This window comes from Flavobacterium croceum DSM 17960 (assembly GCF_002917885.1).
GTDB classification, from domain to species: Bacteria; Bacteroidota; Bacteroidia; order Flavobacteriales; family Flavobacteriaceae; genus Flavobacterium; species Flavobacterium croceum.
Map to the genome: position 1 here is coordinate 55,518 of NZ_PQNY01000012.1, position 14,901 is coordinate 70,418.

Annotated in this window: 15 protein-coding genes and 1 tRNA gene; 10 read left to right on the forward strand and 6 right to left on the reverse strand. The window is 32.2% G+C overall.

All coding sequences use genetic code 11. The features are described from left to right. The first annotated feature begins 77 nt into the window (after positions 1-77). Positions 78-668: a DUF3109 family protein gene (locus tag Q361_RS09925; RefSeq protein ID WP_103726573.1), complete on the forward strand. Its 591-nt coding sequence runs from the start codon at positions 78-80 to the stop codon at positions 666-668. Between the two features lie 18 nt (positions 669-686). Here the strand turns inward: Q361_RS09925 and Q361_RS09930 are convergent. After that, positions 687-760: transfer RNA gene (locus Q361_RS09930), tRNA-Ala, on the reverse strand. Positions 761-845: 85 nt separating this feature from the next. Here Q361_RS09930 and Q361_RS09935 point away from each other — a divergent pair. Next, positions 846-1,538, forward strand: coding sequence for a porin family protein (locus Q361_RS09935; RefSeq protein ID WP_103726574.1), 693 nt, complete (start codon positions 846-848; stop codon positions 1,536-1,538). Here the strand turns inward: Q361_RS09935 and Q361_RS09940 are convergent. From Q361_RS09940 to Q361_RS09955, 4 genes are all read right to left on the reverse strand, one after another. Continuing rightward, complete coding sequence (locus Q361_RS09940; protein WP_103726575.1) at positions 1,533-2,147, reverse strand: hypothetical protein; 615 nt, start codon at positions 2,145-2,147, stop codon at positions 1,533-1,535. The two genes, Q361_RS09935 and Q361_RS09940, sit on opposite strands and share 6 nt — an antisense overlap. A 43-nt stretch (positions 2,148-2,190) precedes the next feature. Next, entirely contained in the window at positions 2,191-5,283 is a 3,093-nt protein-coding gene (locus Q361_RS09945; RefSeq protein WP_103726576.1) for a leucine--tRNA ligase, read from the reverse strand. A gap of 158 nt (positions 5,284-5,441) precedes the next feature. After that, positions 5,442-7,025 carry a toxin-antitoxin system YwqK family antitoxin gene (locus tag Q361_RS09950; RefSeq protein WP_103726577.1) on the reverse strand — a complete coding sequence of 528 codons (1,584 nt, stop codon included), beginning with the start codon at positions 7,023-7,025 and terminating at the stop codon, positions 5,442-5,444. A 4-nt stretch (positions 7,026-7,029) separates the two neighbouring features. Beyond that, a complete protein-coding gene (locus Q361_RS09955) occupies positions 7,030-8,673 on the reverse strand; it encodes a WG repeat-containing protein (RefSeq protein ID WP_103726578.1) in 1,644 nt (547 codons plus the stop codon). Positions 8,674-8,793: 120 nt separating this feature from the next. Between Q361_RS09955 and Q361_RS09960 the strand changes: the two genes are divergently transcribed. The 6 genes from Q361_RS09960 to Q361_RS09985 are packed head-to-tail and all read left to right on the forward strand — an operon-like array spanning position 8,794 to position 12,663. After that, positions 8,794-9,669 (forward strand): cell division protein FtsX, encoded by an 876-nt coding sequence (locus tag Q361_RS09960; protein WP_103726579.1) that lies wholly within the window; start codon positions 8,794-8,796, stop codon positions 9,667-9,669. A 28-nt stretch (positions 9,670-9,697) separates the two neighbouring features. After that, positions 9,698-9,940, forward strand: coding sequence for a DUF3098 domain-containing protein (locus Q361_RS09965; RefSeq protein ID WP_103726580.1), 243 nt, complete (start codon positions 9,698-9,700; stop codon positions 9,938-9,940). Between the two features lie 56 nt (positions 9,941-9,996). After that, a complete protein-coding gene (locus Q361_RS09970) occupies positions 9,997-10,806 on the forward strand; it encodes an undecaprenyl-diphosphate phosphatase (protein ID WP_103726581.1) in 810 nt (269 codons plus the stop codon). Continuing rightward, on the forward strand, positions 10,806-11,513 hold the full coding sequence (gene truB / locus Q361_RS09975; protein WP_103726582.1) for a tRNA pseudouridine(55) synthase TruB: 708 nt from the start codon (positions 10,806-10,808) through the stop codon (positions 11,511-11,513). Before Q361_RS09970 ends, truB begins: the two co-directional genes overlap by 1 nt. 43 nt (positions 11,514-11,556) lie before the next feature. Continuing rightward, positions 11,557-12,036 (forward strand): hypothetical protein, encoded by a 480-nt coding sequence (locus tag Q361_RS09980; protein WP_146047005.1) that lies wholly within the window; start codon positions 11,557-11,559, stop codon positions 12,034-12,036. A 3-nt stretch (positions 12,037-12,039) separates the two neighbouring features. Then, complete coding sequence (locus Q361_RS09985) at positions 12,040-12,663, forward strand: YiiX/YebB-like N1pC/P60 family cysteine hydrolase (protein ID WP_103726584.1); 624 nt, start codon at positions 12,040-12,042, stop codon at positions 12,661-12,663. Here Q361_RS09985 and Q361_RS09990 read toward each other — a convergent pair. After that, positions 12,655-13,260, reverse strand: coding sequence for a thioredoxin family protein (locus tag Q361_RS09990; protein WP_103726585.1), 606 nt, complete (start codon positions 13,258-13,260; stop codon positions 12,655-12,657). The two genes, Q361_RS09985 and Q361_RS09990, sit on opposite strands and share 9 nt — an antisense overlap. A gap of 152 nt (positions 13,261-13,412) precedes the next feature. Here Q361_RS09990 and pyrH point away from each other — a divergent pair, with 152 nt between their 5' ends. Both pyrH and frr read left to right on the forward strand, forming a co-directional pair. Then, positions 13,413-14,120, forward strand: a complete 708-nt coding sequence (gene pyrH, locus Q361_RS09995; RefSeq protein ID WP_103726586.1) for a UMP kinase — start codon at positions 13,413-13,415, stop codon at positions 14,118-14,120. Positions 14,121-14,159: 39 nt separating this feature from the next. Beyond that, on the forward strand, positions 14,160-14,723 hold the full coding sequence (frr, locus tag Q361_RS10000) for a ribosome recycling factor (RefSeq protein ID WP_103726587.1): 564 nt from the start codon (positions 14,160-14,162) through the stop codon (positions 14,721-14,723). Positions 14,724-14,901: the final 178 nt, after the last annotated feature.

Here is a 14,901-nt window from a genome sequence, read left to right on the forward strand (position 1 = left end):
TTTTGCAAAAATAATTAAATATAATGAGCTATTATTACTAAAAATTCTACTCTATCTTTGCATCAAATAAAAATGATATGTTTCAATTAGGAAAAACAATAGTATCTGAAGATATATTAGAAAAAGAATTTGTTTGTAATTTATCAGCATGCCACGGCGCTTGTTGTATAGATGGCGATGCAGGAGCTCCTTTAAGTAAAGAAGAAACCAAGATTTTGGAAGAAATTTACCCCAAAGTTAAACCCTATTTGCGTAAAGAAGGTCAAGATATTATTGAAGAAAAAGGAACATGGGTTGTAGGAACCGAACAAGATCTTGAAACACCTCTTATAGACGATAAAGATTGTGCTTACGTAATATTTGACGGAAAAACAGCCTTGTGTGGTATAGAACAAGCTTACAATGAAGGGGTTATAGATTGGAAAAAACCCGTTTCATGTCATTTATATCCTATACGAGTAAAAGATTTTACAGAATTTGCCGCTGTTAATTACGACCGTTGGGATATTTGTTCAGATGCTTGTACGTTGGGCAAAGAGTTGCAAGTTCCTGTGTATAAATTTGTAAAAGAAGCACTTGTGCGCAGATTTGGGGAAAATTGGTATTTGGAACTTGAAAAAGTGGCTAACGAATTAGAAGCCGAACGAAAAAATAAAAGCCGCAAGTAAAAATACTAACGGCTTTTGTGGAGAAGATGGGGCTCGAACCCACGACCTCTTGACTGCCAGTCAAGCACTCTAGCCAACTGAGCTACATCCCCAAAACAGGAAAGCAAATATAGAAATTTATTGCTATATAAAACAAGATTGCCCAAAAATAACTACTTTTATTAAAAAATATTCATTATGTCTACAGGAAAATTTCTGTTTTTATTTTTTGTTTTTTCTATTTCTTGTTTGGCTCAAAACGATTCACTAAGCACCAAAGTAGATTCGCTTTATCGTGAAGATCAATTTTATTTTACACTTACTTACAATAATTTGCAAAAAACACCTTCAGGATTAACCCAAAATAATTTATCGCCAGGGCTTGCTGTTGGATTTTTACGAGATATGCCTGTAAATAACAATAGAACATATAGTGTGGCTCTTGGTGCAGGTTATGCTTACAATAAATGCAACATGAATTTATACATATCAAACGCTTCCAATGGAGGTTATCAATATGAAGTTTTATCAAAAAATATTTATTACGACAAGAGCAATTATAGTTTTCATGCAGTAGAAATACCTTTGGAATTACGTTGGCGAAATTCCGATTTTGTATCGCATCGTTTTTGGAGAATATATACAGGTTTTAAAATGAGTTATATACTATCGAGTACATATACTTTTGTAAATGATGCTCAAAATATATCGCTTAAAAACAATCCAGATGTTAATAAATTTCAATACGGTTGTTACATAGCAGCAGGGTGGAACACATGGAATATTTATGCTTATTATGGGTTTTCGCCTATGTTTAAAAATGTACAAATACAGCAAAAAAACCTCGATATGAATACTATAAATATAGGTTTGCAGTTTTATATTTTATAGCCAAAAATACATCAACATTAATTGCGGAAGCAAACCACAAAAATAGCCTATTATAAGTTCTTTATTGGTGTGAGCATGTAGTGCTAGTCTAGAAGAAGCTACTAATCCGGTACAAAAAAAGACAAGCGCAATGCTATAAAAGTTATTTTGTTGTGTGGTTATTGAAATGCATATCATAAAAATACTTAATGCACTCATACCCATCATGTGTATACTTGCTTTTATTTTAAAAAAGATAAGTACAAAAACTACGAGAGCACTTAAAATTCCTCCTAAAAAATAAAAATACAATTCAGGAAATAAATCTAGCGTAATTGTTTTTTGAAGCAATACCGATGTTAAAGCCATTTGCATAAGTAAAGGCATTTTACGTTGGTTTACATCAGAAACCATAAGGCTATCAACTCTTCCGTATAGTTTGAGCAATTGTAAAAAAGCCATAGGCAGTAAACAAGTAATAATAACTACTTGAAAAATAAGTAGTTTTCCTTGTTGTTGCGCTGCATAATTTTCGCTGTAAAAAATATACCAAAGCGTGCCGAAAAACGCCGTAAATATTGGGTGAAACAAGTATGAAAAAAACGGAAGTATCTTTTTTGAAAACCACATTATTTATTGTTTTTATGTTAAAAATACTTCCGCTTCTATATGTTTATCCTACTAAATTGATGATTTTTCCTGGTACAATAATCACTTTGTTAGGTGTTCTACCTTGTAATTGTTGTTGCGTGCGCTCGTCTGCCATAACGATTTCTTCTATTTGGGCAGGAGTTAAATCAAGCGGTAATTTTATAGTAAAACGCATTTTACCATTAAACGAAACTGGGTATTCTTTTTCTGATTCTACGACATATTTTTCTTCAAATTTTGGAAAAGAAATGGTCGAAACAGAACTTTCATGCCCCAAAGCACTCCATAGCTCTTCTGCAATATGTGGTGCATAAGGCGAAATTAATACAGCTAATGGTTCTAAAATAGCACGGTGGTGGCATTTTTGTTGTGCCAATTCGTTTACGCAAATCATAAATTGAGATACTGATGTATTGAATGAGAAATTCTCAATATCTTCGGTAACTTTTTTAATGGTTTTGTGTAACGATTTGTACATTTCTGCCGTTGGTTCATCATTAGTAACATGTAAACCATTATCGTCAAAATACAAGCGCCATAATTTTTTTAAGAAACCATAAACCCCTGTAATACCCGCTGTATTCCAAGGTTTGGCTTGCTCCAATGGGCCTAAAAACATTTCGTACAAGCGCAACGTATCGGCACCATATTCTTCGCAAATATCATCTGGATTGACTACATTGTATTTTGATTTGGACATTTTTTCTACTTCGCGACCTACTTTATAAACGTCATTTCCGTTAATGATTATTTGTTTATTTTCACCAATAAAAACCGCATCTTTAAATTCTTTTCCAAATTCATTGTCAGATTTTAATTCATATATATTAAGCTCATCTGATAAATTAACAAATTTGACATTGACATGTAAATCATTAAAAATAACACCTGCAATTTTGTTTAAAGTATTCTCATCAAATTCTTTTGTTATGTTATCAGTTGCTAATCCAACCAAAAAATTCTTTTCATACGTTTTGTCATGGACAATTTTGTCTCGAATAGATTTTGAAACATAAATTTTTGATGATTTTAAAAAATCTTTATTTTCAATGGTAGCAATAACTACTCTATAAACAAACGCACTCATTCCCAAAATCATGCCTTGATTAATCAACTTTTTGAAGGGTTCTTCTGTTGGTGCGAAACCTCTATCTTTTAAGAATTTGTTCCAAAAACGTGAATACAATAAATGTCCGGTTGCGTGTTCGCTTCCGCCAATATATAAATCTACATTTTCCCAATATTTCAAAGCATCGGCTGAGGCAAATTCGTTTTCATTGTGTGCATCCATATAGCGCATCCAATACCACGAACTTCCTGCCCAACCTGGCATAGTGTTTAATTCTAAAGGGAAAACTCCGTTGTGAGATGCTGAATCAAGTTCAGCATGACAAAGTTTATTTGATACTACTTTGTTATTGATACTATCCCAAGCCCAAGTTGTGGCATTGCCTAATGGTGGTTGCCCGTCTTCGGTGGGTAAGTATTTTTCTACTTCGGGCAGAACAATTGGTAAATATTTGGCATCAATCATTTGTGGCAATCCATTTACATAATACACTGGAAATGGCTCGCCCCAATAACGTTGGCGAGAAAAAACAGCATCACGCAAACGGTAATTTACTTTGGCTTTTCCTGCTCCAATTTTTTCTAATTCTTCAATGACTTTTTTAGTTGCTGCTTTGTAATCTAAACCATTTAAAAAATCAGAATTTTTGAAAACAAATCCATCTTTTTTTGAAAATGCTTCTTCTTTGATACAATTATCAGAAGTGTCAATTCCCCCTTCGGGGGTTAGGGGGCTTATTATATTTTTAATTTCGGGCATTCCGTGAGTTCCTTTAAAGAAATTTGCAAAAGCATAATCACGCTCATCTCCACAAGGTACAGCCATAACCGCACCTGTGCCATAGCCTGCCAATACATAATCGCCAATCCAAACCGGAATAGCTTCTTTTGTAAATGGATGTTCTGCATACGCACCTGTAAATACGCCAGAAATGGTTTTTACATCGGCCATTCTTTCTCTTTCTGAACGCTTTGCTGTGGCTTCAACGTAGGCTTCAACAGCAGCTTTTTGCTCTAGGGTTGTAATTTGAGAAACTAGTTCGTGTTCTGGAGCCAAAGTCATGAAAGTCACTCCAAAAATGGTGTCAGGTCTAGTTGTGAAGACTTCTATATAGTCGAAAGTTGAAAGTCCAATGTCTGAAAGTTTACTGTCTTTTGACTTTTGACTTTTGACTTTGAACTTCACTAATGCACCAACCGATTTTCCAATCCAATTACGTTGTGATTCTTTTATCGACTCGCTCCAATCAATAGTTTCTAAACCTTGCAATAAACGTTCGGCATACGCAGAAATACGCATAGACCATTGTGTCATTTTTTTACGAATAACAGGGTGACCTCCACGCTCGGAAACACCATTTACAATTTCGTCGTTTGCCAAAACAGTTCCTAATGCCGGACACCAATTTACTTCGGTTTCTGCCAAATAGGTCAATCTATATTGCAATAGTATTCTTTGTTGTTGCTCTGATGAAAATGAATTCCATTCTGAAGCTGAAAAATTTTGAATATCATCATCACAAACAGCATTTACGGTATTGTTTCCTTCTTTTTCAAAAATAGATACTAGCGTTGTAATGTTTTCGGCTTTATCGGTATTTTTATTGTACCACGAATTAAATAGTTGAATAAAAATCCATTGTGTATGTTTGTAATAATCGGGGTTTGAAGTACGCACTTCTCTATCCCAATCAAATGAGAAACCTATTTTATCGAGTTGTTCACGGTAGCGAGTAATATTTTCACGAGTAGTTTTTTCTGGATGTTGCCCTGTTTGTATAGCATATTGCTCAGCAGGTAATCCAAAGCTGTCATATCCTTGTGGGTGCAACACATTAAAACCTTGATGTCTTTTATATCGAGCCACAATATCTGATGCGATATAACCCAGCGGATGCCCAACGTGTAAGCCTGCTCCACTTGGGTAAGGAAACATATCTAATACATAATATTTTGGTTTGTCTGAATTATTTTTTGCAGCAAAAGTTTTGTGTTCTGCCCAATATTTTTGCCATTTGGCTTCGATTTCGTTATGGAAGTATTTCATTCGTGTTTTTTACTATTTTAATTGTGGTATGCTTTTGCATACTCAAATTCTATTTACATTTTTTAGCTTCAAGGAAACAATAGTTTGTTGCAAAGAGCTATCTTTTAAAACGTGCAAATTTATTGTTTAAATATTAAAGTAAAAAATGAGTAAACAGATTAGTTTTTTTCGTCTTTTTTGCTTTTTTCAAACGCTTCGAATTCTTCTTGTGTTACTTTTTTATCTTTTATAATATAGTAGGTCGTAGTTGTATTTGTTTGTTTGTTGTATTGGGTTTGTGCACCATGCTTTTGTTGGTTTTTATACCGACTAATGTTGTAGCTTCCGTTTTGGAAATAATAGGTTTGTGTGTAATTATTGTTGTCTTCGTATTCTGTTATGGTTTGTAAAAAGGGTTCTCCACTATAATAATTATAGTTTTTATGTATGCCTATGGGTTTGCTTTGTTCGTTGTAATAGTTTTCTGTTAGTTTATTTCCTTGTAAATCATAAAAAGTTTGAACAGCCGTGTTGTTTGGTAATTTTTGATATTTTGTGGTTAGTGTTCCAGAGGGTAAATATTCTAGAGTTTGCTCAACATTGCCATTGGTATAGCTATATTCTGCTTTAAGCGTTTCGGTTTTATTATCGTATAGTTTTCTGGTTTGAATAATACCGTTTTTATAGTTTTCAAGGCTTTCTATTTTGCCTTTGTAATAGGTTGTTTGTGTTCCGTGAATACTATCATTAAGGTAATTTGTTTCTTTGCTTAGTTCGTTGGAGTAAGAATTATATTGTTTCCAATTTCCTGTTTTTTTCCCTTCGTTGTCATAATATTCTTCGGCATATAGTCTTCCTTTTTCACTAATATTTTTGTGCGTTCCTATTTTTTTACCGTTTTTATATTCCAGTTTATTATAAAGATTTCCTTTGGTATCATAAAACTCGCAAATACCATCAACTACTCCAAACTTATATGGAATTTTTGCAGACAAAGTTTCTGTTTCAGGATAATATTCTAGAAAATCACCATCAATAGTATTGTTTGTTTTTGTAGAATATTGTCGTTTTAGTTTATTTTGATAATATTCTTTAAAAGTACCTTTTTCTAAATCGTTTGGTAAAATATAATAGTAATAATCTGAAATTTTATAGGTTAAATCTCCTATGATTGCTCCATTTTCATAATTGCCAGATAGAGATATTTGTTCGTCTCTACGTGGTATATAGTAGGTTCTTATGCCGTTTTTTATATTATTTTTATAACGTGTTTCTAGTATTAAATTTCCGTTTTTATCATATATTTTATGAAGCCCATTTGCCATGCCTTTTTTAAATTCAAATTCTTGAAAAAGAGTTCCATCTACAAAAAAGAAACTAATTTTTCCGTCGAGCAGCCCATTTTTGTAGGTAGATTTGTAAAATTCAAATCCATTTAGTGTGGCGGTAACTGTTGTAATTCCATTTTGTTTTTGGTAAGAATAATCTAATGATGGAATATTAAAATCGTTAAAATAATGATATTCTTTTGGAGCAGAATTTTTAAATAAATCTATTTCTTTTTTAAAAGCATTTGTTTTTAAATCTGAAAGATTTACGGGCATCATAAGTGGACTAAATTCATATTCGCAACTGTAAAAATTATCCATATCTGTTTTAGAGCTAAATCGGAATGAAAAATTGGAATACGAATCGATATTTTGAGCTTGCGTAAAAAAACAACCCAACAGAAAGATAAAAAGAATATGTATTTTTCTAGACATAATATTAATTTTTGTAATACAACATTCCGTTTGCATTGGCATATCCTATTAAGTTTCCGCGATCATCTTTAAGGATAATTAATTGAATGGTGTTTTGCACTTTATTGGTGCTATAACTATAATAAGCACGGTTGTTTTGATTAGGATAATTGGTGTATATAGTTGCTACAGGATAATCAAAATTTGGTTCAACTACCTTTATACTTCCATTTAATAAATATATAGCACCATATTTACTGCCTTTTTTGGTTTTCTGTATGTAGGTGTAGTTTTCGTCGTATGAACTTTGCTGATTATTAAAATCTATAGTATCATATTCGGGATTTAAAATAATATCTCCGCTGGTAGCGATAAGTCCGTATTTAGTATCGTTTTTTACAAGAAGACATTTTCCTTTATAGTTTACGTTGCTTATCTCTTTTATTTCATCGTACCAATTACTCGAAGTTGATGTAGTTGATAATAGAAATAAATTGTATTTAAGTTTTGTGTTAAATTTTTTACCTACCACTATTGATGTGCCATTGTCTAAATTGTTGTAATAATAGAATTGTTTTTTTGAAATAGAGTCAAAATAAATAGGCTCGAAAGGTTTGTTTATTAAAATTAAGCCTTGTTTTGCGTTGTTTTTAATTTTTAAAAAGTTGCTACAAGTTATCAATGTATCTTGATTTTTGTATTTGTATGAGGCATTTACAATTTCAAAATCTTTGTAAGGAAGTGTTTTACTAGCTTTAGTATTGGGAGTATTATACCATACTAAATCTATTGCTGCTTTGGTATTAACCTTGGTAAAAACAGCATAACCAGAAACAGTTTTAGACACCGTTTTCTGCCCCATATAATCACCCCTTTGATCTGGATCTCCTTTAACGCTTTCTACCATTACAACATCGTTGTCAATAGATCTATCAGTACCACTTCCAGAACCATATTCAGAATAAGTATCACGACTATCATGATATTTATCCCTATATTTTTTTGACATTGAAGCAAATTTGTCGGCATATTTAACTTGCCAAATATTTTGATTTTGAGGTGCTTTTTCTACCGGAGTTTTAGAAAAATTCCAGCTCTCTGTTACCAAGCCCCCATTGGCTGTTTTTTTTGCATTTATACTGGTAAATTCGGCACGTGTTTTTAAAATATCCAACGAATAATAATTTTTGTAAAGCCACTGTTCTATAGCATAATTTTTTTCGTTTAAAGTGAAAATACTTTCAGTATAATCGGGGTGTACTATTTCAAAAAGTAGTAAATTGTCTTTAAGATTGTGAATGTCGGCCACAACTATAGGAAAGTTTAACACCGGTTTTCCTTCGGGAGTAATAAGTTCGGTACTTTTTCCATTTTGTATTAAAACAATAATATTATTTTTTGTATAGATTCTATCATAGATACTATTTGCTATAATTTTGCCATTTACAATAAGACCTTTTTTATCTTTATTAAACGTGTAAATAGTTGAACTTTTAGCATCATATCCGTTGTCAAATTCTACTTTATCGTATTGAGGTTTAATAATTATTTCGCCATTTTCATTACAAATACCCCAAAGATTTCCGTCTCTGTAGGGAATATAAAATTCTTGAGAAAAAAGGGTTTGAAAAATCAATAAAAAAACGACAGAAGAATAAAATCGAACCATAAATTTTAAAAAATTTGTCTCAAAAGTACATTAAAATAAACACGAAACATAAATCTTTCTGCGTTTTAGTCTGTATCAATACAAATTGTTTATTATTTTTACGGCTAAATTTAAGTGAATATGGCATCATCTTTTGATAAATTTCAAAAAAGAAGAGTACTAACATCATATGTATCAGTAGTTTTAAGTATATTTTTAGTGCTTTTTTTACTAGGCGTTTTGGCATTGTTTTTAATAAATTCGCACCGTCTTTCAGATAATTTCAAAGAAGATATTGTTATGACTGTGTTTTTGAAAAACGAAGCTACAGATGCCGATTTTAAAGCATTTGACGCCGAATTAAAAACTTCAAAATTTGCTAAAGATTGGAAATTTGTTTCCAAAGAACAAGCTGCAAAACAACACAAAGAGGTTATTGGTGAAGATTTTATGCAGTTTTTGGGTGCTAACCCATTGTATAATTCCTACGATATTCACCTAAAAGCTGCCTATGTTACAAATCCCGCTTTTAGTACCGTAGCACAAAAATTGCGTTCTAACCCAATGGTTTCAGATATTGTATACGATAGAGAGCTAATATCATTGGTAAATGATAACATCAAAAATGTTAGTTTCTGGATTTTGATTATAAGCGGAATATTTACTTTAATATCGGTATTACTCATCAATAGTTCATTGCGATTGTCTATTTATGCCAATCGATTTATTATAAAAACAATGCAAATGGTAGGTGCAACCAAAGCATTTATTAGAAAACCATTTATATTAAGAAGTATGTTATTGGGACTTATAGGTTCTATTTTGGCAATAATATTTTTGTTGGGAGCCTTGTTTTATGTAGATACTAATTTTCCTGGACTTGAAATTTTTACCAATATAGGTCTTACAATTTTAGTTCTTGTAGGTGTACTTGTAGTCGGACTTTTAATAACTTGGATAAGCACTTATTTTGCTACACAACGTTTCTTAAACTTAAGAACCGACGATTTATATTAGAATCATCAATCAATCAAATATATTTATTATGAAAAACAACGAGCAAAAACCCGATTTTCTTTTTGAAACTGTAAATTACAAAATTTTACTTATTGGCATTGCTGTTATTGCACTTGGTTTTATACTTATGAGTGGCGGCGGTAGCGATGATCCTCAAGTTTTTAATGAAGAAGCATTATTTAGTTTTAGAAGAATTAGACTAGCGCCAACATTGGTTTTGGCTGGTTTTGGAATTACTATTTATTCAATCTTCGCAAAAAGCAAAAAGTAATTAAAAATGAACAAACCATCCGTTTCTTATTATAAGAAACGGATTTTTATTTTATTATGGATACATTACAAGCTATAATTATTGCTATAATAGAAGGTCTTACAGAGTACTTACCTGTTTCTTCTACAGCACACATGATTTTTACCAGTTCATATTTTGGTATACAACATGACGATTTTGTAAAACTTTTTCAAGTATCTATACAATTTGGAGCAATACTAGCTGTAGTGGTTTTATATTGGAAAAAGTTTTTGAATTTTAGCAAATTAAATTTTTATTTTAAACTAGCCATAGCTGTTATACCTGCTCTAGTTCTCGGAAAATTATTTGATGACAAAATAGAACAAGTGCTCGAAAAACCTATACCTATAGCTATTGTACTTATTGTAGGAGGTGTGTTGTTGTTGTTTATAGATCGGTTTTTTACCAACCCTACAGTAATGAAAGATGAAGATATTTCGATAAAGAAATCTTTAACCATAGGTTTTTGGCAATGCCTAGCCATGATGCCAGGAACTAGCCGAAGTGCCGCTTCTATAATAGGCGGTATGCAACAAGGTTTAACGCGAAGTGTAGCTGCCGAATTCTCGTTTTTTTTGGCAGTACCCACTATGCTTGCTGTAACGTGTTATTCTGTTTTTCTAAAAACATACGAAACCACACAACTTAAAGGTTATCAATTGATTATGCAAAGCTCAGAAAACATAAAAATGTTTTTGTTAGGCAATATTATTGCGTTTATAGTAGCCATTATTGCTATTAAATTTTTCATCGGAATAATAAAAAAATATGGCTTTAAACCTTGGGGTTATTACCGTATTGTAGCAGGTGTAATTTTGTTGGTTTATTTTTCAACACATTCGTAATGAAAACAAAAACCGCACAAAATTTTTTGGAAGGCGAAATACTTCTTATCGATAAACCTCTTACATGGAGTTCTTTTCAGGCGGTAAACAAATTGAAGTATGTGTTAAAAAAACAATTTGATTTGCCCAAAAAGTTTAAAATTGGTCATGCAGGAACATTAGATCCATTGGCTACAGGGCTTTTAATTATTTGCACAGGAAAATTCACCAAAAAAATAAACGAAATTCAAGCGCAAACAAAAGAGTATACAGGAACTATTGTTTTGGGAGCTACCACACCGTCGTATGATTTGGAAACACCAATAGATGCGACATTTTCCACAAATCATATTCACGACAGATTAATACAAGAAACCTTACCTCTGTTTATTGGAGAAATATGGCAAAAACCACCCGTTTTTTCAGCTATCAAAAAAGAAGGTAAACGTCTTTACGAACACGCACGAGCAGGTGAAGAAGTAAAGATAGAACCACGAAAAACAACAGTATATCAATTTGAAATCACTCGCTTTGCACTTCCTGAAATAGATTTTAGAATACAGTGTAGCAAAGGAACATACATACGTTCGTTGGCACACGATTTTGGTATTGCGCTACAATCGGGAGGGCATTTAAGCGCTTTAAGAAGAACTAAAATTGGAGATTATTTGGTAGAAAATGCCATAACACCAATCGATTTTGAAAAAATAATTACTGATGATAATTAGAATTCTATTTATTTTTTGCATAATACAAAGTACATTTGGTCAAATGCAAGATTCAATTAAGAAAAAGCATACATTTTCTCAGTTTGAATTGTCTGTTCCTTTATCAATTAATCCTAATAGAGGTAAAACAGAGTACGATGGACAAAAGCAAAACTTTTTTATTCCAGATGGCATTAGTACAAAAATGGGATATGGAATTCATTTTAATAAATGGTTGCTTTTAAGTGCTCATACAGGTTTAGATTGGAAAATTAAACCAAAACTTGTTTCAGTTCCATTATATGGTCAGCTAAGTTTAGCTCCTCTAATTGGAGAAGAAGTAAGGTTGCTGCTTCAAGCAGGTTATGGACAAAGTTTTGCATTAGGTAGAGGAAAATTATCTGGGAATTATTATAAATTTAGATTAGGAATTGGCTCTGAAGAGTTGTCAATATTTATAGATGCTAGTTTGTACGGATTTTATGTACATCAAGTTCCTATGGGTAGTTTTAGTATAGGAGTAACCGTTTTAAATTTTGATTAATAAATGCGAAAACGATTTTTCATAATTTTTTTCATAATCTTTTTAAGTTCAAAAGCTCAAGAAAAAATTGTACTGCAAAATGGAGATTTTATTTTTCAATCTATGAATTGTGGGCCGTTGTGTGATGCTATAAATGAAGTTACAGACGGCTATAAGGGTCATGATTTTAGCCACATGGGTATGGTTTATATAAAAAATGATGCTGTTTATATCATAGAGGCCTCTGGACAAGAAGTAAAAGTAACTCCTTGGGAAACGTTTAAAACATATACCAATCAGAAAATGTATGTTGGAAGACTGAAAAAAAAGTATCAAAAATACATACCAAGCGCTATAGATTTTTCTTTAAAGCAAGTAGGAGTTCCTTATGATGATGCTTATATCTACAACAATCAAAAATACTATTGTTCAGAGTTATTTTACGATGCTTTTTTGTTTGCTTACCACAAGCCCTTTTTTAAGTTAGAACCCATGACGTTTATATCTCCAAAAACCAAAGCATTTTTCCCCGTTTGGGTCGATTATTACAAACAGCAAAATATAGAAATTCCTCAAGGACAACTTGGTTGCAATCCTGGAGGAATTTCAAAATCTAAAAAACTAAAAATCATAGGAACATTAGACTAATTCTTTTTCAAAAACAGTCATAATTTCGTTTTGAATACTCACACCTTTATCTTGTAAATACCACTTTTGCAATTCAACTTTTGCTGTTTCATCTACCACGCCGTGAGTAGCTTTATAATCAAGTATAAGTTGTTTAGCTCCATTTGGTCTTGGTCCAAAATCGCCTAGCACATCTAGCGTTTCAGAATCAATAATAATAAGTTTGGGTATAGATTTGGTTCCGTTGGTTAAAAACAAATTCATCAAAGCATCGTTCTCATCGCGCAACACAATTTTTAAATCTATATTGTTTGAAGCAAGTGCCATTTTATTTATCACAGGAAGAATTTGAGCAGCATCACCACACCAAGTTTCAGCAATAACAAGCCATGTGTATGGTTTGTTTAAATGATTTATTTTTTCTAATACATCAGTAGTAATAACCATTGTTTTATCCAAACGGTGCATACGAGCTTCGTTTAAAGTGCCATAATGATGTAACTCTTCAGATTGCGTTACTCCCGATACCTTGCCTTCGCTAAGTAATTTTTGCATAAGGTTCCTATAAGCCTCATAAGAGATTCCTTTTTCTATAGCCAATTTTATAATATCTTTCATAATGAAAATCTTTTACACAAAGGTACATATACTATATTGTATGAATTGTAAGAAATGTTACAGAACTGTTTTTTACAAGCTTCAAGTTCTAGGATTTGATTATATTTGCATAATCAATACATAAACAACGCAACTTTCGATATTTTTTACCAATGAAGTACAAAAGAATACTCTTAAAACTTAGTGGAGAAGCCTTAATGGGCGATAGACAATACGGTATAGATCCAAAACGTTTGGCAGAATATGCCGACGAGATAAAACAAATACACGACAAAGGTGTTCAAATTGCCATTGTTATTGGTGGCGGAAACATTTTTAGAGGGGTAGCAGGTGCCAGCAATGGAATGGATAGAGTACAAGGCGATTATATGGGAATGCTTGCCACAGTAATAAATGGTATGGCACTACAAGGAGCCTTAGAAGACAAAGGAATGCTCACTAGACTACAAACTGCATTAAAAATTGAAGCGATAGCAGAGCCTTATATAAAAAGACGTGCAGTACGCCATTTGGAAAAAGGTAGAATAGTAATATTTGGTGCAGGCACAGGAAATCCATATTTTACTACAGATACCGCAGCAGTTCTTAGAGGTGTAGAAATTGATGCCGATGTTATACTAAAAGGCACACGTGTAGATGGTGTTTACACTGCAGATCCAGAAAAAGACAAATCGGCAGTAAAATTTGATTACATATCTTTTGAAGATGTTTTGAAAAAAGGACTCAATGTTATGGATACTACTGCGTTTACCCTTAGTCAAGAAAATAAATTGCCTATCGTTGTTTTTGACATGAACAAAGAAGGTAATTTGCTTAAAATTTGTGAAGGAGAAAATGTAGGAACCGTTGTAAATATTTAATTTTTAAAATAATTTTGTAAAAGATAAAAATTATAAAAAATGACAGAAGAAATTAAATTTATCATAGATACTTGCAAAGAAGATATGAATGCTTCTGTAGCACACTTGGAGAAAGAATTTTTAAATATTCGTGCAGGAAAAGCATCTCCTCAAATGCTCGGAGGGGTTTTTGTAGATTACTATGGCTCACAAACGCCGCTTTCTCAAGTAGCTAATATAAGTGTACCCGATGCTAGAACTATAACCGTTACACCTTGGGAAAAAAGTATGTTACATCCAATAGAAAAAGCAATTATGATTGCCAATATTGGATTTAATCCTATGAATAATGGAGATAACATTATTATTTCTGTGCCGCCACTTACCGAAGAGCGCAGAAAAGAACTTGTAAAGCAAGCAAAATCAGAAGCAGAAGATGCCAAAATTGGTATTCGTAATCATAGAAAAGATGCGAATTCAGAGATTAAAAAGTTAGAAAAAGAAGGCACATCTGAAGATATATGTAAAGATGCTGAAGAACAAGTACAAAAATTAACCGATTTGTATATCAAAAAAATAGATGAGCATCTTGTAGTAAAAGAAGCCGAAATTATGAAGGTATAGTTTTTCTATCCTATCATTATTTTAAAAAACCATTCTTTTTTACAGAAGAATGGTTTTTTTGTAACTTTTTTAAAAAATCACGTATAATAAAATAAAACCAAATAAAGTGGGTTGTGTTTAGAGTTACCAGGCCTATTTCAAACGCCAATTTTGGGTGTTCTGATAGTGAGTATGACAA

Bases quoted from the DNA above. Each gene is read 5' to 3' on its own strand.
- Q361_RS09925 (WP_103726573.1), top strand. From the start codon at position 78: ATGTTTCAATTAGGAAAAACAATAGTATCTGAAGATATATTAGAAAAA.
- Q361_RS09935 (WP_103726574.1), top strand. From the start codon at position 846: ATGTCTACAGGAAAATTTCTGTTTTTATTTTTTGTTTTTTCTATTTCT.
- Q361_RS09940 (WP_103726575.1), bottom strand. From the start codon at position 2,147: ATGTGGTTTTCAAAAAAGATACTTCCGTTTTTTTCATACTTGTTTCAC.
- Q361_RS09945 (WP_103726576.1), bottom strand. From the start codon at position 5,283: ATGAAATACTTCCATAACGAAATCGAAGCCAAATGGCAAAAATATTGG.
- Q361_RS09950 (WP_103726577.1), bottom strand. From the start codon at position 7,025: ATGTCTAGAAAAATACATATTCTTTTTATCTTTCTGTTGGGTTGTTTT.
- Q361_RS09955 (WP_103726578.1), bottom strand. From the start codon at position 8,673: ATGGTTCGATTTTATTCTTCTGTCGTTTTTTTATTGATTTTTCAAACC.
- Q361_RS09960 (WP_103726579.1), top strand. From the start codon at position 8,794: ATGGCATCATCTTTTGATAAATTTCAAAAAAGAAGAGTACTAACATCA.
- Q361_RS09965 (WP_103726580.1), top strand. From the start codon at position 9,698: ATGAAAAACAACGAGCAAAAACCCGATTTTCTTTTTGAAACTGTAAAT.
- Q361_RS09970 (WP_103726581.1), top strand. From the start codon at position 9,997: ATGGATACATTACAAGCTATAATTATTGCTATAATAGAAGGTCTTACA.
- truB (WP_103726582.1), top strand. From the start codon at position 10,806: ATGAAAACAAAAACCGCACAAAATTTTTTGGAAGGCGAAATACTTCTT.
- Q361_RS09980 (WP_146047005.1), top strand. From the start codon at position 11,557: ATGCAAGATTCAATTAAGAAAAAGCATACATTTTCTCAGTTTGAATTG.
- Q361_RS09985 (WP_103726584.1), top strand. From the start codon at position 12,040: ATGCGAAAACGATTTTTCATAATTTTTTTCATAATCTTTTTAAGTTCA.
- Q361_RS09990 (WP_103726585.1), bottom strand. From the start codon at position 13,260: ATGAAAGATATTATAAAATTGGCTATAGAAAAAGGAATCTCTTATGAG.
- pyrH (WP_103726586.1), top strand. From the start codon at position 13,413: ATGAAGTACAAAAGAATACTCTTAAAACTTAGTGGAGAAGCCTTAATG.
- frr (WP_103726587.1), top strand. From the start codon at position 14,160: ATGACAGAAGAAATTAAATTTATCATAGATACTTGCAAAGAAGATATG.